The 20,177-nt window shown below is 68.9% G+C and carries 18 protein-coding genes, 1 tRNA gene and 1 riboswitch; of the genes, 10 read left to right on the forward strand and 9 right to left on the reverse strand.

The genetic code is table 11. The features are described from left to right. The first annotated feature begins 43 nt into the window (after positions 1-43). Complete coding sequence (locus AS25_RS07805; protein ID WP_035964055.1) at positions 44-1,933, forward strand: NHL domain-containing thioredoxin family protein; 1,890 nt, start codon at positions 44-46, stop codon at positions 1,931-1,933. 288 nt (positions 1,934-2,221) lie between these two features. Here the strand turns inward: AS25_RS07805 and AS25_RS07810 are convergent, their stop codons facing one another. Continuing rightward, complete coding sequence (locus tag AS25_RS07810; protein WP_035964056.1) at positions 2,222-3,202, reverse strand: hypothetical protein; 981 nt, start codon at positions 3,200-3,202, stop codon at positions 2,222-2,224. A 171-nt stretch (positions 3,203-3,373) separates the two neighbouring features. Here AS25_RS07810 and AS25_RS07815 point away from each other — a divergent pair, with 171 nt between their 5' ends. After that, positions 3,374-4,024 (forward strand): hypothetical protein, encoded by a 651-nt coding sequence (locus tag AS25_RS07815; protein ID WP_035964057.1) that lies wholly within the window; start codon positions 3,374-3,376, stop codon positions 4,022-4,024. Between the two features lie 217 nt (positions 4,025-4,241). Here AS25_RS07815 and AS25_RS07820 read toward each other — a convergent pair whose 3' ends face one another. The 7 genes from AS25_RS07820 to AS25_RS07850 all read right to left on the reverse strand — a co-directional run bounded on the left by AS25_RS07820 (position 4,242) and on the right by AS25_RS07850 (position 10,548). Continuing rightward, complete coding sequence (locus AS25_RS07820) at positions 4,242-5,564, reverse strand: ABC transporter ATP-binding protein (RefSeq protein WP_035964059.1); 1,323 nt, start codon at positions 5,562-5,564, stop codon at positions 4,242-4,244. Between the two features lie 48 nt (positions 5,565-5,612). Continuing rightward, entirely contained in the window at positions 5,613-6,449 is an 837-nt protein-coding gene (locus AS25_RS07825; protein WP_035964060.1) for a carbohydrate ABC transporter permease, read from the reverse strand. A gap of 6 nt (positions 6,450-6,455) precedes the next feature. Beyond that, a complete protein-coding gene (locus tag AS25_RS07830; RefSeq protein WP_035964061.1) occupies positions 6,456-7,424 on the reverse strand; it encodes a carbohydrate ABC transporter permease in 969 nt (322 codons plus the stop codon). Next, a complete protein-coding gene (locus AS25_RS07835) occupies positions 7,421-8,737 on the reverse strand; it encodes an extracellular solute-binding protein (RefSeq protein WP_035964062.1) in 1,317 nt (438 codons plus the stop codon). Before AS25_RS07835 ends, AS25_RS07830 begins: the two co-directional genes overlap by 4 nt. Positions 8,738-8,895: 158 nt before the next feature. Beyond that, entirely contained in the window at positions 8,896-9,816 is a 921-nt protein-coding gene (locus AS25_RS07840) for an AEC family transporter (RefSeq protein ID WP_035964063.1), read from the reverse strand. Positions 9,817-9,876: 60 nt separating this feature from the next. Further along, positions 9,877-10,329: an aspartate 1-decarboxylase gene (panD, locus tag AS25_RS07845; RefSeq protein WP_035964064.1), complete on the reverse strand. Its 453-nt coding sequence runs from the start codon at positions 10,327-10,329 to the stop codon at positions 9,877-9,879. 148 nt (positions 10,330-10,477) lie between these two features. Beyond that, positions 10,478-10,548: transfer RNA gene (locus AS25_RS07850), tRNA-Gly, on the reverse strand. A 257-nt stretch (positions 10,549-10,805) separates the two neighbouring features. Between AS25_RS07850 and dcd the strand changes: the two genes are divergently transcribed. Further along, complete coding sequence (dcd, locus tag AS25_RS07855) at positions 10,806-11,384, forward strand: dCTP deaminase (RefSeq protein ID WP_035964180.1); 579 nt, start codon at positions 10,806-10,808, stop codon at positions 11,382-11,384. Between the two features lie 19 nt (positions 11,385-11,403). On the opposite strand, the gene AS25_RS07860 is transcribed toward dcd, so the two are convergent. Further along, positions 11,404-12,771, reverse strand: a complete 1,368-nt coding sequence (locus tag AS25_RS07860) for an MFS transporter (protein ID WP_035964065.1) — start codon at positions 12,769-12,771, stop codon at positions 11,404-11,406. Positions 12,772-12,989: 218 nt separating this feature from the next. Here AS25_RS07860 and AS25_RS07865 point away from each other — a divergent pair, with 218 nt between their 5' ends. The 7 genes from AS25_RS07865 to AS25_RS07895 all read left to right on the forward strand — a co-directional run bounded on the left by AS25_RS07865 (position 12,990) and on the right by AS25_RS07895 (position 19,920). Further along, on the forward strand, positions 12,990-16,091 hold the full coding sequence (locus AS25_RS07865; protein WP_035964067.1) for a Na+/H+ antiporter subunit A: 3,102 nt from the start codon (positions 12,990-12,992) through the stop codon (positions 16,089-16,091). Beyond that, positions 16,088-16,618: a Na(+)/H(+) antiporter subunit C gene (locus AS25_RS07870; RefSeq protein WP_035964068.1), complete on the forward strand. Its 531-nt coding sequence runs from the start codon at positions 16,088-16,090 to the stop codon at positions 16,616-16,618. Before AS25_RS07865 ends, AS25_RS07870 begins: the two co-directional genes overlap by 4 nt. Beyond that, positions 16,608-18,245, forward strand: coding sequence for a Na+/H+ antiporter subunit D (locus tag AS25_RS07875; RefSeq protein ID WP_035964070.1), 1,638 nt, complete (start codon positions 16,608-16,610; stop codon positions 18,243-18,245). The genes AS25_RS07870 and AS25_RS07875 overlap by 11 nt, the downstream gene beginning before the upstream one ends. After that, complete coding sequence (locus AS25_RS07880) at positions 18,242-18,889, forward strand: Na+/H+ antiporter subunit E (protein ID WP_035964072.1); 648 nt, start codon at positions 18,242-18,244, stop codon at positions 18,887-18,889. The genes AS25_RS07875 and AS25_RS07880 overlap by 4 nt, the downstream gene beginning before the upstream one ends. Positions 18,890-18,891: 2 nt before the next feature. Beyond that, positions 18,892-19,155, forward strand: a complete 264-nt coding sequence (locus AS25_RS07885) for an MrpF/PhaF family protein (RefSeq protein WP_035964181.1) — start codon at positions 18,892-18,894, stop codon at positions 19,153-19,155. Further along, on the forward strand, positions 19,152-19,517 hold the full coding sequence (gene mnhG, locus AS25_RS07890; RefSeq protein ID WP_035964074.1) for a monovalent cation/H(+) antiporter subunit G: 366 nt from the start codon (positions 19,152-19,154) through the stop codon (positions 19,515-19,517). The genes AS25_RS07885 and mnhG overlap by 4 nt, the downstream gene beginning before the upstream one ends. Positions 19,518-19,647: 130 nt before the next feature. After that, complete coding sequence (locus AS25_RS07895) at positions 19,648-19,920, forward strand: DUF4235 domain-containing protein (protein ID WP_035964077.1); 273 nt, start codon at positions 19,648-19,650, stop codon at positions 19,918-19,920. 117 nt (positions 19,921-20,037) lie between these two features. Beyond that, positions 20,038-20,144, forward strand: a riboswitch (TPP riboswitch). Positions 20,145-20,177 lie beyond the last annotated feature (33 nt).

The following is a 20,177-nucleotide window of genomic DNA, read 5'->3' on the forward strand; positions in this document are numbered from 1 at the left end:
TGACCCCCGGTGGAAGGACCCAGACACCGTGACCTCCGCACGCATGAACACACCCGTCCGCGCCTCGGAACTTGAGGGCAGAGCCTGGCTGAACACCGGCGGTGAGCGACTGGACCTGCAGGCGCTACGGGGCAAGATCGTGATCCTGGACTTCTGGTCCTTCTGCTGCATCAACTGCCTGCACGTGCTGGACGAGCTGCGCCCCCTCGAGGAGAAGTACGCGGACGTGCTGGTCACGGTGGGCGTGCACTCCCCGAAGTTCGAGCACGAGGCCGATCCGGACGCCCTGGCCGCCGCGGTGGACCGCTACGAGCTCACCCACCCCGTGCTGGACGACCCCGAGCTGCGCACGTGGGACGCCTACACGGCGCGCGCGTGGCCCACCCTGGTGGTCGTGGACCCCGAGGGCTACATCGTGGCGCACCTCTCGGGTGAGGGCCACGTCCAGGGGCTGGAATCCCTCGTGTCCGAACTCGTGGCCGAGCACGACGCCAAGGGGACCCTGCACCGCGGGGACGGCCCCTATGTCCCGCGTCCGCAGCCCGAGGGGGACCTGCGGTTCCCCGGCAAGGTCGTGGCGCTTCCGGACGGTTCCTTCATGGTCAGCGACACCGGCCACCACCGCCTGGTCCAGCTCGAGGAGGACCTCACCACGGTTCGTCGGGCCATCGGTTCGGGCACCAAGGGCTGGGCGGACGGCCCCCGGGACGCCGCGCGGTTCAACGAACCCCAGGGCATTGCCGTGCTGCCCGAGCGCGTGCGTGCCGACGTCGGCTACGACCTCGTGGTCGCGGACACCGTCAACCACCGGCTGCGCGGCGTCGAACTGGGTACCGGCGCGGTGCGCACTTTGGCGGGCAACGGCGTCCAGCGCCTGCTCGACGACGCCCGCGCGCGCGGCGTGGACCCCAACGAGATCCCGCAGGACACCCCGGCCACGTCCGTGGCGCTGTCCTCCCCGTGGGACGTGACGTGGTCCGACGCCGCGGACACCCTGGTGATCGCGATGGCCGGGACGCACCAACTGTTTTCGTTCGACCCGCGTACCGGGGCGCTCGCGGTGCTGGCGGGCACCGGGGACGAGGGACTGCGCGACGGTTCCGCGCCCGAGAGCTGGTTCGCCCAGCCCTCCGGCCTGACCCAGGACGCGCACGGGGTCGTGTGGGTCGCGGACTCCGAGTCCTCCGCGCTGCGCAGCGTGCGCTTCGGCGAGGACGGATCCGCATCGGTGGAATCCGCCGTGGGACTCGGACTGTTCGATTTCGGCTTCCGGGACGGGCCGGCCGATCAGGCACGGTTCCAGCACTGCCTGGGGGTGTGCGTGTTCCCGGACGGATCCGTGGCCGTGGCCGACACCTACAACGGTGCGGTGCGCCGGTTCGACCCCGCGACCGGTGAGGTCTCCACGCTGACCCGCGGACTCGCCGAGCCCTCGGACGTGTTGCTCGACACGAGCCACGACGAGCCCGTCCTGGTGGTCGTGGAGGCCAATGCCCACCGGCTCGTGCGGGTGGCGGTTCCCAAGCAGGCCCAGAGGGTGGACGAGGGTGCGGCCACCATGCAGCGCAAGCGCACCGCGGTGGCCCCGGGAGAACTCGAGCTCACGGTGCGGTTCTCGGCCCCCACGGGTCAGAAGCTCGACACCCGGTGGGGTGATCCCACGCAGCTGAAGGTGTCCTCGTCCCCGGAGGACGCGCTCGTGCAGGGTGACGGGACGGCTCAGGGGCTGACCCGCTCCCTGCGGATCGCGGACGGCGTCACGGAGGGGGTCCTGCACATCACGGCCCGCGCGGCGGCGTGCGACGGTTCCCCGGACGGGGAGATCCCGGAACACGCGGCGTGCCACCTCTACCAGCAGGACTGGGGGATCCCGTTCACGGTGGACCCGCAGGCCCCGGCAGAACTCACGCTGGACCTGCGCGGAACGGACTGAGCGGGGCCACACAAGGGCCCCACGGCCCACCCTTCTCCCACACCCGGCCCAATCCGTCTCCCACCACCCGCTCCATCGGCCCCATCCCCTTCATCCCGCTCCCCGCTACCCTTCCACCCCCGCGGCAACCGCCCTCCACGACACGTGTGCTGCGATCCGCACGCGAAAACGGTGTTTTCCCGTGCGGATCGCAGCATGGATGTTGGGCCACCCGAGCGAACCCGGGCGGACCTGCACCCGCGGTCACCCATCAGCGCGGTGCCCGCCCGTCAGCGTGATGCCCGCCCATCAGCGCGGCGTGAGGGTCACCTCGTCCCCGGTGACCCTTACGTCCGCGCTCAGCAGGAACGGGACCTCATCGGTGACCTGGGACGTGGTGCCGTCGTAGAGGTCCACCGCGGTGAACTCGATGCGCGCGATCCCCCGGCTGTCGGGCACGTGCCAGCGGCCCGCGGCGGCGTCGTCCAGGGAGACGAAGGGGGTGGGGTAATCCTTGATGCTCCAGGAGACGCGGCCCTGGATGCGGCCGTCGAACTCGTAGGAGAACGGGCACCCCGCGGGGTAGAGACTGTCCTGCGCGGTGCATTCGTCCAGGTGCTCGCGGATCTGCTCGTCCACCTGGTGGGTGAGCCGTTCGGTCGGCTCGGCCTCGAGCGTCATGGTGGTGTTCTCCCGGGCATCGCTCACGGCCACTTCCTGCGGCTCGGCGCGCACCATGGGGGAGGAGTAGGAGCCCGTGTAGGTCCCGGGGTAGAAGACGGCGAACTCCCGGGAGGACCCGGGCAGGGCCACGGACGCACCGTTGATGTCCACCGCTGTGGAACCCGGCATGGTCACGGTCATGGTGGGCAGCGTGGAGGGGTCGAAGTCCCACACCGTGAAGAAACCCCATTGCGTCTCGGCCGGATGGAGGGTGAACTCCGAGGACGCCTCCTGACCGTTCAGCGTGTAGTTCGCGCGCACCACGGCACGGTCCCCGGACGAGGCGACCGTGCGCACGGTCACGTCCTGGAGCCCCTTGCTCGCCTCGGCCAGTGGTTCGCCGTCCAGCAGCGCCGCATTGGAGTCCGGCACGCGGGCGTTGAGCAGCCCCAGGGCCTTACCGCCGTCCCCGTCCTGAAGGGCCTGGAAGTAGTCCCGAACATCGGTCTCGGGCCCGTACGCGTACATGTTCACGAGTGCGATGGTCACAGCCGCGCCCGCGAGGGCCAGCAGGATCAGGACGAACCATGCCCCCACGGCCCTGACGATGCGTTCACTGCGTTCCATGAGTCCCCACGTTAGTGGACGTCCCGGGGAGCGGGCCCCGCGTGTCCCGGCGATGACCCACCCGGTACCGGGCCGCTAGGCTGAACCGGGCGGCGCGGGGGCACCGCCCCCGGACGGCGTCACCGCACGCTCCGGTGCGATCCCCGAGGACGGCAGGCACGAGGGCGGCTCATGGCGGAAACCATCCGACAGATCCCGGCGAAGTACGGGGCACCGGAACACGTGTTCCACCCCCGCATGGGGTCGTACGGACGCAGGCTCGGCGCGGCACTGCCTCCGCTGTTGCTCGTGGTCGTCGCGGTGTTCGTGATCGGCTACCGCCGCCCCGCCGGCCCCGCCATGGGCGTGCTGCTCCTGCTCGCCCTCGTGGGACTCGTGACGGCCTACGCCTACCTCCGCCCAGCGCTCGTGGTACTCACCGCTGATCATGTCCTGCTCTCCCGGTGGGTCGGTTTCCGTGCCGTGCCCCGTGATCGGATCGCCCAGGTGGTCACGGTCCGGATGCTGCTCGCACCGCGTCCGCGCGGCGGTGGTTCCCGCGGTCGCCCCGGCCTGTGGTTCGTCACCCCCGCGGGGCGCTCGGCGCTCTTCCTGGACGGGACCGTCTGGGACGCGCGCACACTGGACGAGCTGGCCCGGGCGAGCGGCGCCCAGCACGTCAACTTCCAGCGGGCCACGCCCGCGCAGCTCACGGAGCACTGGCCCCGGCTCGTCGCGTGGCGGGTGCGCTACCCGCGCGTGCGGTACATCGCGACGTCGGCCGCACTGATCGCCGCGGTCGCCCTGTTCGCGTGCTGGGCCTTCACACGGGGCCCCGCCTGATCCATCCGCTCCAACGGGGCCCATCTTTCCGGGGACGACGGCGCTCGGTTCCCTTCCCTGGCCCCACCAGTAGGGCCCTCGCCCCCGTCTTTCGTTCCGGCCACGGCCCGTGGCACCGTGAACGGTTCCGGGGACGACGACGGCCGGTCCCCTCCGTCGGGGACCGGCCGTCGCGCGGCCGGCGGGGTCGCGGTGTCCCACGACCCGTGCGGGACGCTCAGCGCGCGGCGCTGCTGCCGTCCATGCGGTTGCCGGTGGCCGCGGCGTCGGACCGATCGGGGGAGCCCGCCGCGCCGTCGCGCTGGCGCGAACGCTCGATCTCCGACTTGCGCTCCTCGTTGGCCTCGCGGGTCAACTCGGCACCGGCCTCCGCGTCACGCGTGAGGTTCTCACCGGTCTCCGGGTTGAACACGTGCATCCGGCGGCTGTCCAACCAGATGGTGTGCGTGGAACCACCGCGGATCCGCGAGGACGCGTCCAGGGACACAATGACCTGGGCGGGCATCTCGTCCGCGTCCAGTTCCTGCGCGAGCTCGTTGAGCTTGTGCTGGACGGCCTCGTCCTGCTGGTAGTGGATGTAGCCGTACTGCTGGTTACCCAACCACTCCGTGTGCGTGAACTCGGCGTCGAACGTGGTGCCGTGACCCGCCTTGGCCTCGTCCACGAGCTTGGCGTCCTCGAAGTGCTCCGGGCGCAGACCCAGCAACACGATCTCGGGCGCCCCGGACAACCGCTGCTGGACGCGCTCGGGCACCGGGATCTCCCCGATGGGGGTCTGGAACACGGTGCCGTTGATGCGCGCCGGGATGAAGTTCATGGACGGCGCGCCGATGAACCCCGCCACGAACAGGTTGACGGGCTGTTCGTACAGCTCCCGCGGGGACGCGATCTGCTGGAGCTGCCCGCGCTTGAGCACAGCCACGCGGTCACCGAGTGTCATGGCCTCGGTCTGGTCGTGGGTCACGTAGAGGGATGTGATCCCCATGCGCCGCTGCAACTGGGCGATCTCGGTGCGCATCTGACCGCGCAGCTTGGCGTCCAGGTTGGACAGGGGCTCGTCGAACAGGAACGCGTCCGCGTCCCGCACGATCGCGCGACCCATGGCCACGCGCTGACGCTGACCACCCGAGAGGTTGGCGGGCTTGCGCTCGAGGTGCTCGTTGAGGTCGAGCGTGTCCGCGGCGGCGCGGACCTTGCGGTCGATCTCGTCCTCCCCGAACTGGCCCTTGGCCAGGCGCAGCGGGAACGCGATGTTCTCGTACACCGACAGGTGCGGGTACAGCGCGTAGTTCTGGAACACCATGGACAGGTTGCGATCACGGGGTTGCTTGTCGTTGACGCGCTCGCCGTCGATCAGCAGATCGCCGCTCGTGATGTCCTCGAGACCCACGACCATGCGCAGGAGCGTGGACTTACCGCAACCGGACGGGCCCACGAGAATCAGGAACTCGCCGTCCGCGATGTCGATGGAGATGTCGTTGACGGCCGGGAACCCGTCGTCGTACTTCTTGACGAGGTGTTCCATGGTTATTGCTGCCATGTCTACTCAGTCCTAACTGTGTCTAAGCGTGAAGGATGGGACGCGGGCTCAGCCCTTGACCGCGCCCTGGGTCAGACCCGAGACGATCTGTCGCTGGAAGGCCAGCACGAGCAGCACCACGGGGATCGTGACGATGATCGCCGCCGCGGAGATCGCACCGGCCGGCTCCTCGAACTGCGAGGCGCCCGTGAAGAACGCGAGCGCCGCGGGGACCGGGCGAGCGGCGGACGTGGACGTCAGACCGATGCCGTAGACGAAGTCGTTCCATGCGATGAAGAACGCGATGATCGCCGTCGTGAAGACCCCCGGGAGGGTCAGCGGGACGATCACCTTGCGGAACGCCTGCCACGTGGTGGCGCCGTCCACCTGGGCCGCGCGCTCCAGGTCCCACGGGATCTGCTGGAAGAACGCCGCGAGCGTCCAGATGGAGATCGGCAGGGTCAGCGACAGGTAGGGGATGATCAGACCGAGCCACGTGTCGTACAGACCCACTTGCCGCCACAGGTTGAACAGCGGCGTGACGATGGAGATGACGGGGAACATGGAGACCATCAACGCGGTGGTCAGGATGATCTTCTTGCCCGGGAAGTCCAGGCGGGCGATCGCGTACGCGCACAAGGTGGCCAGGACCACCGCGATGAACGTGGCGATCAGCGAGATCCCGATCGAGTTGCGCAGCGCGGGCAGGAACAGGTCCTTGGCGTCCCCCACGAAGATCTGCTGGTAGTTGTCGGAGACGAACGACGTGGGAAGGAACTTCCCGGAGTTCAGGTCCGCGGGGGACTTGAACGACATCATGAGGATCGACAGCACCGGGAACAGGGCGTAGACCAGGACCAGGATCGAGACGACGGTCCAACCGATTTTCTGTTTCGTGCTCAACATGGCGGGTTACCTCCCCTTCCCAGAGCCACCGGTGAGGTCCACCTTGAAGATCTTGATCGCCACGAGCGCGATGATCATCACGCAGATGAACAGGATCACCGAGATGGCCGAACCCAGGCCGATTTCGAGACGACCGATGGACGTGCGGTAGGCGAGCAGCGAGAGCGTCTCGGTGCCGTACTGGCCCTGGGTCATGATGAAGACGTTGTCGAAGATGCGGAACGCGTCGAGTGCGCGGAACACCACGGCCACCATGATCGCGGCCTTCATGTTCGGCAGGATCACCCGCGTCAGCCGCTGCCACGAGGACGCACCGTCCACACGGGCGGCCTCGGAGAGCTCACCGGGGACCTGTGCGAGCCCGGAGAGCAACAGCAGCGAGATGAACGGGGTGGTCTTCCAGATCTCGGAGGCCATGATCACCGTCAGGGCCGGCCCGGCGGACGCGAACCAGTTGAAGTCCGGACCGATCACGGGCAACCACGAGAACCAGTTGTTGACGTAGCCGGTGGTGATGTCGAACGCGTAGAACCACGCGAACGCGGAGACCACCGTGATGATGCCGTAGGGCACCAGGATAGCGGTGCGCAGCAGGCCGCGCGTGGACTTGATGGCGCTGTGCATCACGAGCGCCAGGGCCAGGCCCAGCACGAGTTCCACGGCCACCGTGACCACGGTGATCAACATGGTCACACCCAGGTCCCGCCAGAACACGATGTCGGAGAGCACCGTGGCGTAGTTGCCCAGGAACACGAACTCCCGGTCACCCGGTGCGGTGAGGCGGAAGGAGAACAGCGAGTCCCACAACGCCTGGACGATGGGGTACAGCGTGACCAGGAGCATGATCACGAACGCGGGGCCGGCGAGCAGCCACCCCAGTTTCCGTTCCGAACGGGCCCGGTCCGAGAGATGGCCTCTCCCGCGGGGCTTTTCCGGCGCGGACGCGCGAGCGCGCGAATCGACGGTGCTACTCACAACAGCGCATCTCCCTTCAGGACTTCCTGGATGAATTCGGTCGTTTCACGAGGGGTGTCCTCGGTGACGTCGCCGGGCGGGGTCCAGTGCTGCTGGATGGCCGTGGAGATCTCGTTGTAGTACGGGGTCTGCGGGCGGGGCGCGGCGTTGTCCAGGGACTTACGGATGGTGTCGGCCATGGGGTAGGCCTTCTTCACCGCGGGGTCGTCGAAGGCCTTGGCCGACGCCGGCGGGTTGCCGTTGGTCGCGAAGTACTGCGCCTGGTGCTCCGGCGAGACGATGCACTGCACCGCGTCCCACGCGAGATCCTGGTGCTCGGAGGCCGCACCCACGCCCAGGTTGATCCCGCCCAGTGGCGGAGCGGACGGGGTGTCGGCGTCCACGCGGGGCCACGTGGTCCAGCGGATGTCGTCCACCACGGACTGGTCCAGCGCGCCCTCCTCCACGGCGGCCTTGGAGGCCGAGTAGATGAACGGCCAGTTGACCATGAACGAGCCCTTGTCCCCCTGGAACTGGATCATGGAGGCGTTCTCGTCCTGGGTGGCCAGGCCGGGTCCGCCGAGGCCCTCCTTGCCGATGGTGCCGATGATCTCCGCGGCCTTCTTGCCGGCGTCGGAGTCTAGCGTGATCTTGGCGTCCTGACCGTCCTGGCCGTCCGAGACCACCTGGCCGCCAGCCGACTCCACGAGGCCGTTGACCCACACGGACATGGCCTCACCGCGCACGCCCTGCACGCCCAGGTACTTGTCCTGGGACTTGGCCGCCTTGATGAGCTGGTCCCACGTGACGGGCTCGGCCATGTCCAGACCCGCCGCCTTGGCCGCGGACTCGCGGTACCACAGCAGCTGCGTGTTGGCCCAGAACGGGATGGCCACGATCTCGCCGTTCCACTTGGCGCCCTCCAGCGGGCCCTCGAGGGTGTCCTGAGTGGTCGCCTGCACGACGTCGTGCGGGGGCTTGGCGAGGAAGCCGGGTTCCGCGAGCTCTGGGACGTAGGGCGGGTCCAGGCTCATGATGTCCATGGACGTATCGCCCGCGGCGAGGCGGCGGGCCAGCTGTTCGCGCTGGGACGCCGCGTCACGCGGGAGCAGCGACGTCTGGATCTTGTACTTGCCGCCGGACGCGTCCGAGCACTGCTGGGCGAGGACGTCCTGGCCGCCGTCATCCGGGTTGATGTACCACGTGAGCGTGGGCGGGCCGGACTCCCCGCCGCTGCACCCCGTGAGCAGCATGGCGGACGCCGCCGCAGCGGCCGCTACGCTGCGGACCGTGCGAGGCTTGCCTGCCCTGCGAGAGTGGTGAGTGGACTTCACAATGGTTCCTCCCCTGATGAGCGCCTGTACTGACGGAATGGGTCCGGCGCTCCCCGTAGGAATACCGGTCATTTCAGTATCTGCTCAGTGTAGGCGTGGCGTGGGTCACGGACCGTGTGTTACCCGCTTTCGGGGATGGTGGCGTGGCGGCCGGTGTGTCAGGAGAGGAAGACCGCGGCCACCGCCATCGTGGCCATGGACACGACCGTGGTGAGCAGGACGGTGTCCCGGCACACCGTGGTGGCCCGGTCGTAGCGCACGGCCGCTACGTAGAGGTTCTGCGCGGTGGGCAGCGCGGCCATGATCACGGCCGCGTACAGGGCGTGCCCGGTGAGCCCGAGCGCCCACGCGAGCAACAGCGCGAGCCCGGGGTGCACGACGACCTTGGCCCCGGTCGCGAGCAGCGTGTCCACCCGGGCGCCGGGGGAGGCCAGGGGGCGGGAGCCCACCAGCGAGAGACCGAAGGCGAGCAGCATCGCGGGAACGGCCGCACCCGCCACGATGCGCACGGGCTCCATCGCGAGGTCGGGCAGGCGGATCCCCGTGGCCGCGGACATGATGCCCAGGGCGGAGCCCATGATGAGCGGGTTCGTCACGATGTTCTTGAGCACCGAGCCGACCGTGGGGCGCCGCCCGCCAGTGAGGGTGTCCATGATCGTGAGGTACAGCGGCGTGTTGATCGCCAGCTGAAACAGCATCACCGGGGCCACCTGGGACGCGTCCCCCAGGACGAACAAGGCGATGGGGATCCCCAGGTTGGCGGCGTTGACCTGCCCGGCGGCCTGCGCGCCCATCACCACGGTGGCGGCGTCCCGGGAGAACACGAACCGGGAGAGCAGTGCGTACGCGATCATGGTGAGCCACGCGGACGTGGCCGCCACGAGCAGCGGCGCGGAGAAGATGTGGTGGATGTCCGCTTCGGAGATGGTGGTGAACAATAGCGGCGGGGACGCCACGTAGAACGCGAGTTTGGACAGCACCCGCTGGCCGTCCGGGCCGAGCACCCCTGCGCGCCCGATCACGTAACCCAGCCCGATCACGGCCCATACGATGAAGAACCCGGAGACGACTCCGCTCATGAGCTCATCTCCTCGCGTCGGCGGGTCCGCGCGCCCGGGTGCACCGGGAGCGCGGCAGGGTCACAGGCCCGCGACGGCCGCGTCCTCCCGGGCCTGCAGGTGGGCGCGGGCGTGCGGCGGGCGGAGCATGTCCCCCACCACGGCGTCCGCGGGGTCCGAACCGAGCGCCACGATCCTGTTGTGCTCGTCCACGTGTACCACGTGGGGTTCGTAGTTCTGCGCCTCGGCGGTGTCCATGAGACCGTACGCGATCAGGATCACCAGGTCACCCGGGTGCACCAGGTGCGCCGCCGCGCCGTTGATGCCCACGACGCCGCTGCCGCGCTCGCCTGCGATCGTGTACGTCTCGAGCCGCGCGCCGTTGGTGACGTCCACGATCGCCACGAGCTCGCCGGGCAGGATGTTCGCGGCGTCCAACAGGTCCTGGTCCACGGTCACGGACCCCACGTAGTGCAGGTCCGCCTGGGTCACGGTGGCCCGGTGGATCTTCCCGGTGAACATGGTGCGCAGCATGATCGCTCCTGATGCGATGGGTGGTGTGGTTCGCGGTTCGGACCTGCCGGCCGCCCGCCGTGAGGGCCGGGGCGGTGTTCGACGCGGGCCCTCGGCGCGAAACGCCCCGGGACCAGATGGTTCCCGGGGCGTTTCACGATTCGTGCGGAGCGGCTGACGGGAATCGAACCCGCGTATCAGGCTTGGGAAGCGTGCGCTCTACCATTGAGCTACAGCCGCATCGTTCGTGCGGGACCGTGCGGTCCACGTTTGAACGCCCACCACTCTACAACACGTTTCGGTGCGTGGTTGTTCCGGTGGCGCTTCGCGGGTTCGACGACGCCCCGCCGCCCTCACGAGGCGGCGTCACGCTCCCGGCCGTGCGGCGTCCCGAGCATCGCCGTTCCGTGGCCGCGAGGGCGGGGTAGCGGCGTGGTGACCGGGACCCGCGGCGTCGTGCCCGGCGCCCGCGCGGGACCGTGGACTACCGTGGACACGTGCTCATCTCAGACCGCGACATCCGCCGCCACCTGGACTCCGGGCGCGTGTGCCTGGAACCGTACGATCCCGCGATGGTCCAGCCCGCGAGCGTGGACGTGCGCCTGGACCGGTGGTTCCGGCTGTTCGACAACCACAAGTACGCGCACATCGACCCCTCCCAGGAGCAGCCCGACCTCACGCGGCTCGTGGGGGTGGCCCCGGACGAGCCGTTCGTGCTGCACCCGGGGGAGTTCGTGCTGGGGGCCACGTACGAGAAGGTCACCCTGCCGGACGACGTCGCGGCGCGCCTCGAGGGCAAGTCCTCCCTGGGGCGGCTGGGCCTGCTCACGCACTCGACCGCCGGGTTCATCGACCCGGGCTTCAGCGGGCACGTGACGCTCGAGCTGTCCAACATGGCGACCCTGCCCATCAAGCTGTGGCCCGGCTCCAAGGTGGGGCAGCTGTGTTTCTTCCAGCTCTCCTCCGCGACCGAGCACCCCTACGGCAGCGGCGCGTACGGCAACCGCTACCAGGGCCAGCGGGGCCCCACCGCGTCGCGCAGCCACCTGAACTTCCACCGCACGATCATCGAGTGAGCCCGCGTGTGAGGGCGGCTCACACGCGCGCCGTGGTGAACCCCTCGGGCGGACGGGGCGTGAGCAACAGCAGCACGAGGCCCGCGGCCACGACCACCAGGATTCCCAGGATGCCCCAGATCTGGGCACCCATGAGGGTCACGAACACCCCGAACAACCCGGGGGCCATGAAGCTCACCGCGCGGCCCGTGGTGGCGTACAGACCGTAGATCTCCCCGTCACGGCCCGGGGGGATGAGCCGGCCCAGGTACGTGCGCGACGCGGCCTGTGCGGGTCCCACGAACAGGCACAGTGCCAGCCCGCACACCCAGAACGCGATCTTGCCGTGCCAGAACAGCAGGGCCGTTCCCGCCACGAGCACGCCCACGAGGGACGCGGTGATCACGGCGCGCGGGCCCAGCGCGTCGTCGAGCGCGCCGCCCACGAACGCACCCAGCGCCGCGATGAGATTGGCCGCGACCGCGAACATGATGACCTCGGTGAGCGAGAAGCCGAAGCTGCCCGCGGCCAGGACCCCGCCGAACGTGAAGACCCCGGCAAGTCCGTCCCGGTAGACCGCGGAACTGAGCAGGAAGACGACCGTGGCACGCGAGACCCGCCACAGGGCCGCGATGGTGCGGAAGAGCTCGGCGTAGGCGCCCAGGATGCCGCGGCGGCGGGGCTGTGCAGGGACCGCAGCGGCGTCGTCGATGGATGCCCGGAACGGCATACTTCGCGCCTTGAGCATGAGGGGCAGGCAGAACACGAGGATCCATGCCGCGCTGAACAGTGCCACGGCGCGATAGTTGAGGGCGTCGTCGGTGGGGATGCCCAGGAACCCGGGCGTGACGAAACCGAACAGGACGAAGGCGAGGGCGAAGATCCCGCCCACGTACCCCGCGCCCCAGCCCCACCCGGAGACCTTGCCCATGCGCTGCGGACCGGCCAGCGCGGGCAGCATGGCGTTGTAGCTGACCGTGGCGAACTCCTGGGCCACGCTGCCCACGGCCACGAGCCCCACGCCCAGGAACAGGAAGGCGGGATCGGGTCGGGCGAGGAACGCGAGACCCGTGCACAGGACGAGCACCACGGTGTTGCCGGTGAGGAACGTGGCGCGGGACCGCGGGGAATCGCTGCGCTGGCCGATCAGCGGAGCCGTCAACGCGATCGCGAAACCCGCGACGGTCATGGCGATGCTCAGCACCGTGGACGTGTACTCGCTCGACCCGAACGCCGGGCTCGTGAGGTACACGGTGAACACGAACGTGAGCATCACGGCGTTGTACGCGGATGTGCCGGTGTCCCACAGGCACCACATGAGCACGCGGGCGCGTGAACCGCCCTCGCCGGGGCGCTGGGCGTGCGGGGGACGTCCAGGGGCCGCCGTGGACGGGTGCTGACCGGTCATGGGCTCACCCTACGGGCCCTGTGCCCTCCCGCCCAGGGTCCGGCGCCCCTGGGCAGTGGGGGCGCCGAGTGAGGGGCCCGTGACGTGCGGCGAAACGGACAGTCACCCTGCTTTGTTATGCTGGGGACCTCGAAACTGACACCCCATTTCCGCCCGGATCCCCGTGGGCCCATTTACAGGTACTCGTGGGTAATCCGTGGCTCGAGAGGTAAGGTCCTATGATCGCGGTGCTGCTTGTCCACGGGCTCGCGGCCCTGTGTGCACCCGCGATCCTCAAGCGCACCGGACGCTCCGGCTTCTACCTCGTGGCCCTCGTCCCACTCGCGAGTCTGATCTGGCTTATCACCCAGACATCCCGCGCCCACGCGGACGTGGACGGGTGGACCACCACCGTGGAATGGATCCCCCAGCTGGGGATCTCGCTGTCCTTCCGGATGGATTCCCTCGCGTACATGATGTGCCTGCTGGTGCTGGGCGTGGGAGCGCTCGTCCTCGCGTACTGTGCGCGCTACTTCAAGCCGGACGCCCAGGGCATCGGCCCGTTCGCCGCCCAGCTCGTGGCCTTCGCGGGCGCCATGTTCGGTCTGGTCACCGCGGACGACCTCATGGTGCTGTTCGTGTTCTGGGAGATCACCTCGGTGCTCTCCTTCCTGTTGATCTCCTATTCGCGCACCAAGCTCGCCGCGCGTCGAGCGGCCCTGCAGGCGCTCATCATCACCACCGCGGGCGGTCTGGCGATGCTCGTGGGCCTGGTCATGCTCGGCAACGCCGCCGGGACCTTCCGGATCTCAGGGGTCCTGGAGGCGGCCCCCGAGCTCCTGGGCTCCACCATGGTGGACGTGGCGCTCGTGCTGATCCTGGCCGGCGCAGTCTCCAAGTCCGCGCTGTTCCCCACCCACTTCTGGCTGCCCGCCGCCATGGCGGCGCCCACCCCGGTCTCCGCCTACCTGCACGCTGCGGCCATGGTCAAGGCCGGGATCTACCTCGTGGCGCGGCTCGCTCCCGGTTTCGTGGACACCCAGTGGTGGTTGCCCGTCACCTTGACCCTGGGCCTGGGCACCATGATCTTCGGTGGCTGGGTCGCACTGCGCCAGTTCGACCTCAAACTGATCCTCGCGTACGGCACGGTGAGCCAGCTGGGCTTCATCACGGCGGTCGTCGCGTTCGGCACCGCGGACACCGCGATGGCCGGCATGGGCATGGTCATCGCACACGGTCTGTTCAAGGCCACCCTGTTCCTGAGCGTGGGCATCATCGACCACCAGGCCGGCACCCGCGACATCCGCAGGCTCTCCGGTGTGGGTCGCACGGCACCCATGTTGTTCGTGGTGGCCATGATCGGTGCGGCGTCCATGGCCGGCATCCCGCCGCTGCTCGGCTTCGTGACCAAGGAAGCCGTCCTCACGGCGTTCGTGGACCACGCTTCGGACCCGCTCGCGATGATCGCGCTCGTGTGCGTAGTGCTCGGTTCCATCCTCACCTTCGCGTACAGCGCGCGGTTCCTGTGGGGCGGCTTCGCGCGCAAGCCCGCGCAGTTCTCCGATCTCGACGCCGCCGAGGACGGTCAGTCGGTCATCGGCGAGTTCACCCCGGTGCCGTGGGCCTTCCTCGTGGCGCCCGCGGTGCTGGCCCTGCTCACGGTGGTGTTCGGCCTGTGGCCCGCACCCGTGGAGGCAGGGATCGTGCGCTACCAGGAACAGTTCCCGGACGTCGCCGAATCCCACGTGCACCTGGTGCTGTGGCACGGGCTGACCCCGGCGCTGGGGCTCTCCGCGCTGATCATCGGCGTGGGCGCGCTGTTGTACGTCGCGCGCCGGCCCGTGGGCTCGTTCCAGGACCGGTTGCCGAAACTGCCCACCGGTGACTTCGTCTACCGCAAGATCATCAACGTGCTGGACATGGTCGCGGTGTGGCTCACCGGCCGGACCCAGCGTGGTTCGCTGATGTTCTACCTGTCCGTGATCCTCGTGACCGCGATCGTGGTGCCGCTCGTGGCCCTGTTCTGGTACGAGACCCCGCCGCTCGCCGGGTTCCGCTACGCGGATTCCCCGGCCCAGCTGGTCACCGGGATCGCCATGATCGTGGCGGCCCTGCTCGTGCTCACCGCGGGCAAGCGGTTCCTGGCCGTCCTGCTGGTCTCGGTCACGGGCTACGGCCTGGCCCTGACCTTCGCGCTCCACGGCGCGCCGGACCTCGCCCTGACCCAGACGCTCGTGGAGACGATCTCCCTCGTGGCGTTCGTCCTGGCGCTGCGCTCCCTGCCCGGCCCCCTGTGGAACCGCCGGCCCGCCGGGCACCGCGTGTTCCGCGCGGTCTTCGCCGTGGTGTTCGGACTGTTCATGATGGCGCTCGCGGTGTTCTCCATCTCCTCGCGGTCGGCGGAACGGATCTCCCTGGAACTGCCGCGGATGGCCTACGAGATGGGCGACGGCGCCAACGTGGTCAACGTCCTGCTCGTGGACATCCGCGCGTGGGACACCATGGGTGAGATCACCGTGCTCACGGTGGCCGCCACGGGCATCGCCTCCCTGATCTTCGTCAAGGGACGCGGGGACCGCTTGCGCAGCGAACGCCACGAGCTGGACACCCAGCAGCTGAAGGTCGTGCGTGGCGCGGACTCCGCGGCGCACTCCCCGCACGCGAACACCCGCCAGCTCGAGGTCGCCCGCCGGTTCACCTCCCGCCCGGACGCGGACCCGTTCCTGCTCGCGGGGCGCACGCTCGCCCCGGAGCGGCGCTCGATCATCTTCGAGGTCGTGGCCCGGCTGCTGTTCCATACCTTCATGCTCGTGTCCTTCTACCTGCTCATCGCGGGCCACAACATCCCCGGTGGTGGCTTCGCCGGCGGCCTGATGGCCTCCCTCGCCCTGACCCTGCGCTACCTCGCGGGCGGACGCTACGAGCTCGAACGCGCGACCCCGGTCAACGCGGGCTGGATGCTCGGCGCGGGCCTGGCGATCGCCTCCCTGTACGCGATCGTCCCCGTGTTCTTCGGCGGGGCCGTGATGGAGAGCTACACGTTCGAGTGGGACATGCTCGTCTTCGGTCACGTCAAGTTCGTCACCGCCGTGATCTTCGACATCGGTGTCTACCTGATCGTGGTGGGCCTGGTGCTGGACATCCTGCGCTCCCTGGGCGGGCGGATCGATGAACGGATCGAGCGTTCCGCGGTGGAGTCCCGGAAGAAGCGCGCGGGCCGCGGCGCCCGGATCCGCCTGACCCGTAACGGCCCCGAGGTCACCGCGCACAGGGTGGACGACCCCGACGCTCCCGAGGGCTCCTTGGTCTCCGGGGACGAGCCCCAGGAGGCACAGCGATGACCGTGAATCTCACACTCCTGGTAATCATGGGTGTGCTGTTCTCCGTGGGGGTCTACCTCCTGCTGGAACGCTCGCTCACCCGCGTACTGCTGGGCATCATGCTGCTCACCAACGGGGCCAACCTGCTGATCCTGCACACGAGCGGCGCACCCGGCATCGCGCCGTTGTACGACGCCGCCCGCGACCCCTCGGAGTACTCGGACCCGCTGCCGCAGGCGCTCGTGCTCACCTCGATCGTGATCTCGCTCGCCACGACCGCCTTCATCCTCAGCATGATCTGGCGTTCGTGGATCCTGGCCCGCCGGGACGAGATCCAGGACGACCTCCAGGACCGCCGCGTGGCGCAGCAGTCCTCGTACGACGCCGAGGACGACGACGCCCTGCCGCAGGACACCTCCGAGTTCAACCACGCGGACGCCCGGTTCGCACCGTCGCGTCACAACGAGGAAGAGGCCGCCGAATCGCCTGGTCACTACAGGGCCGAGAAGTTCTCCGAGGCGCGAGGGAGGAGCCCGCATGACCACTGATCCGGCACAGTTCGCGCCGCTCGCGGTCCTGATCCCGTTCCTCGGCGCCGCCCTGAACTTCATCATCGTCCACCGCAACCGGCTGCAGCGCGGGGTGACCGTGGGCGCCATGGTGCTCACGCTGATCCTGAACGCGTTCATGCTCGCGAACGTATGGAACCAGGGCCCGCAGGTCGTGCACCTGGGGGACTGGGCCGCCCCGTACGGCATCGTGATGGTCGTGGACCAGTTGTCCGCGCTCATGCTCGTGGTCTCCGTGGTGGTGTCCCTCGCGGTGTTGATCTACGCGGTCAGTGAGGGTGTGGCCAGCGGGGACGACGAGGGTCCCATCTCCATCTTCTACCCCACGTTCCTGTTGCTGGTCGCGGGTGTGTCCCACGCGTTCCTCGCGGGTGACCTCTTCAACCTCTACGTGGGCTTCGAGATCCTGTTGACCGCCTCCTACGTCCTGCTCACCATGGGCGGTACGGCGCAGCGGATCCGTGCGGGCGTGACCTACGTGGTCGTCTCGGTGATCTCCTCGATCCTGTTCCTGATCTCCCTGGGGATGATCTACGGCGCCACGGGCACCGTGAACATGGCGGACCTGTCCGTGAAGCTCGCGGACCTGCCGCAGGGCACCCAGATGCAGTTGCACCTGATGCTGCTGATCGCGTTCGGGGTCAAGGCCGCGATCTTCCCGCTGTCCTTCTGGCTGCCCGACTCCTACCCCACCGCGTCCGCACCGGTGACCGCGGTGTTCGCCGGTCTATTGACCAAGGTGGGCGTCTACTCGATCATCCGCACCGAGACCTTGTTGTTCCCCGGGACGCAGATCAACGACCTGTTGATGTGGGTCGCGTTGTTGACCATGGTCGTGGGCATCCTGGGCGCGCTCGCCCAGATCGACATCAAACGTATGCTCTCGTTCACGCTGATCAGTCACATCGGCTACATGATCTTCGGCATCGCGCTGGGCACGCAGGCCGCACTGGCCGCGGTGGTCTACTACATCGCGCACCACATCGTGATCCAGACCAGCCTGTTCCTGGTCGCCGGACTGATCGAGCGCCGCGGTGGCTCCACCAACGTGGACCGCCTCGCCGGGATGCTCAAGATCTCCCCGCTGCTGGGTGTGCTGTACGTGATCCCGGCCCTGAACCTGGGCGGCATCCCGCCGTTCTCGGGCTTCCTGGGCAAGGTGGGCCTGCTGGAGGCCGGTGTCGAGGCCGGGACGTGGCTGAGCTACCTGCTCGTGGGCGTGTCCGTGTTCGTCTCGCTGCTCACGCTCATGGCCCTGATCCGCGTGTGGAACCGCGTGTTCCTGCGCAACGTGGACGACGCCGAGTACCCGGACCCCGTGCTGCGCGCCACCACCGCGGAGGGCCGCCGCCCCCGCACGTCCCGCGCGGTCGCGGGCGAGTCCGGCAGCCGCTTCTCCGGCCGGTCCCCCGTGGTACTGCTGCCCGGGACCATGGTGGGCGCGACCACCGCGCTCGTGGCGGTGGGCGTGGCGCTCACGGTCTTCGCCGGGCCGCTGTTCGATCTCGCGGACAACGCGTCCGAGAACCTGATCAATCCGGATAGATACGTCAATGCCGTGCTGGCCCCCGTGGGTCCCGGCGGTGTGAGCGAGGAGGGCCGATGAGTACGTCCCCGATGCAGCGCCGCTCCCGGAACTCCCTGCGGGCCGAGCTGCCCCTGATCCTGTGGCTCGTGGTCGTGTGGGGTGCCCTGTGGGGTGACTGGAGCGTGGGCAACCTGGTCTTCGGGCTGATTCTCGCGGTGTTCGTGACCCGCACGCTCACGCTGCCCCCGGTGCGGTTGTCCGGGCGGTTCAACGTCCTGCACTTCGCGCTGTTCGTGATCACGTTCATCTGGCAGGTGGCCCGGGCCAGCATCCACGTGTTCGGTGTCGCGCTCATGCAGGGCCCCAAGGTGCACAACGCGGTGCTGCGAGTGAAGCTGCGGCAGAACAACGACCTGCTCATGACGGCCGTGGGTCACACCATGGCGCTGATCCCGGGCTCGCTCGTGGTGGAGGTGGATCGCGGCAACGGGATCCTGTACTTCCACGTGCTGGACGTCTCCACGCCGGAGGAAGCGGAGTCGTTCCGGGAGTCCGCGCTGAACATCGAGGCGGCGTGGATCAAGATCATGGGCTCCAAGGAGGACCTCGCGAAACTGGAGGCCTCGGGTGACGCGGGCGGCGCGGACGCCTCCGGCGCCGTCGCGTCGCCGACCACCAAGATGAACAAGGCCCTGGACGGCCTCGGGGAGGAGCGGCCATGACCATGTTCGACGTCGCCGTGTGGGTGTGCGGTGCGATTCTCACCGTGGCGGCCGCGGGCACGATCTACCGGCTGGCCAAGGGCCCGTCCCTGCTGGACCGGGTGATCGCCACGGACGTGCTGCTCGCGATCGTGGGTGCGGGTCTCGCCATCGAGATGGTGTACAACCACCACTCCAGCAACATCATCCTGCTCGTGATCATCTCCCTGGTGGGCTTCCTGGGCTCCGTGACGGTCGCGCGCAACGTGGGGTTGGAGCGCTCATGAACTGGCACACCGTCCTGGACGTCATCGCGCTGCTGTGCCTCGTGGGGGGCTCCCTCATGTCCCTGGCCGCGGCGGTGGGTCTGGTGCGCTTCCCCGATCTACTCTCGCGCATGCACGCCGGCACCAAGCCCCAGGTCCTGGGGTTGCTCCTGCTGCTCACGGCCGTGGCGATCGAGAGCGGCAATCCCGGCATGATCCCGCTGATGATCCTCGCGTGGCTGTTCCAGCTGCTCACGGTGCCCGTGTCCGCGCACATGGTGGGCCGCGCCGCCTACCGCTCCAAGCACCTGAACGAGAAGAACCTCGTGGAGGACGAGCTGCGCGAGGTCGTCGCTCGCGCTGGCGAGGAAGAATCTCGCTGAGGACGTAATTCTCGGTGGGGCCGGGTCCCTTCCGCCCCGTCGCGCCCGGCGCTTCGTATGCTGGGCAACGAGCACGACGTCGTCGGCTGCCCGGTGCCGCCGGCACCCCACAAGACAAGGAGAAAACCTCATGAACAAGGCAATGGACATTTTCGGCACGGTGGCGTCCCTGGGTGGCGTGGCCCTGGCCAACAAGGGTCTGTCCGCGGTGTGGAAGCAGGTCACGGGCAACGAGCCCCCCGCCAAGAACCCGGACCCGGACGAGGCCTGGACCGACATCATCATCTGGGCCGTGATCACCGGTGTCGTGGGCACCGTCATCAAGGTGGGGATCTCCCGCCAGGTGGCCAAGTTCGAGTCCAAGGACTCCGATCCCTCCCGCAGCTCCCAAAGCGAGATCTGAGCCGCGGGTCCCGCGCCCCCGTATGGGTGGGCCGGGGCCGCGTAGGACGCACGTACGACGGCGGGTGGCCGGGCACGCGAGATGCCCGGCCACCCGCCGTCGTGGTCTAGACTGGCGTCTCAACGACAGGGGAGCGCCACCGCGGCGCTGAGAGTGCGCGTGAGCGCAGACCCTCGAACCTGATCCGGCTCGTACCGGCGCTAGGGAGTCGAGTATCTCAAGGACCCGCTCGCAACGGCGGGTGGTGTTCTTCCCCT

It is taken from the genome of Kocuria marina, assembly GCF_000786655.1.
GTDB classification, from domain to species: Bacteria; Actinomycetota; Actinomycetes; order Actinomycetales; family Micrococcaceae; genus Kocuria; species Kocuria marina_A.

Coding starts and splice junctions, on each gene's coding strand:
- AS25_RS07805 (WP_035964055.1), top strand. CDS start 44: ATGAACACACCCGTCCGCGCCTCGGAACTTGAGGGCAGAGCCTGGCTG.
- AS25_RS07810 (WP_035964056.1), bottom strand. CDS start 3,202: ATGGAACGCAGTGAACGCATCGTCAGGGCCGTGGGGGCATGGTTCGTC.
- AS25_RS07815 (WP_035964057.1), top strand. CDS start 3,374: ATGGCGGAAACCATCCGACAGATCCCGGCGAAGTACGGGGCACCGGAA.
- AS25_RS07820 (WP_035964059.1), bottom strand. CDS start 5,564: ATGGCAGCAATAACCATGGAACACCTCGTCAAGAAGTACGACGACGGG.
- AS25_RS07825 (WP_035964060.1), bottom strand. CDS start 6,449: ATGTTGAGCACGAAACAGAAAATCGGTTGGACCGTCGTCTCGATCCTG.
- AS25_RS07840 (WP_035964063.1), bottom strand. CDS start 9,816: ATGAGCGGAGTCGTCTCCGGGTTCTTCATCGTATGGGCCGTGATCGGG.
- panD (WP_035964064.1), bottom strand. CDS start 10,329: ATGCTGCGCACCATGTTCACCGGGAAGATCCACCGGGCCACCGTGACC.
- AS25_RS07860 (WP_035964065.1), bottom strand. CDS start 12,771: ATGACCGGTCAGCACCCGTCCACGGCGGCCCCTGGACGTCCCCCGCAC.
- AS25_RS07865 (WP_035964067.1), top strand. CDS start 12,990: ATGATCGCGGTGCTGCTTGTCCACGGGCTCGCGGCCCTGTGTGCACCC.
- AS25_RS07870 (WP_035964068.1), top strand. CDS start 16,088: ATGACCGTGAATCTCACACTCCTGGTAATCATGGGTGTGCTGTTCTCC.
- AS25_RS07875 (WP_035964070.1), top strand. CDS start 16,608: ATGACCACTGATCCGGCACAGTTCGCGCCGCTCGCGGTCCTGATCCCG.
- AS25_RS07880 (WP_035964072.1), top strand. CDS start 18,242: ATGAGTACGTCCCCGATGCAGCGCCGCTCCCGGAACTCCCTGCGGGCC.
- AS25_RS07885 (WP_035964181.1), top strand. CDS start 18,892: ATGTTCGACGTCGCCGTGTGGGTGTGCGGTGCGATTCTCACCGTGGCG.
- mnhG (WP_035964074.1), top strand. CDS start 19,152: ATGAACTGGCACACCGTCCTGGACGTCATCGCGCTGCTGTGCCTCGTG.
- AS25_RS07895 (WP_035964077.1), top strand. CDS start 19,648: ATGAACAAGGCAATGGACATTTTCGGCACGGTGGCGTCCCTGGGTGGC.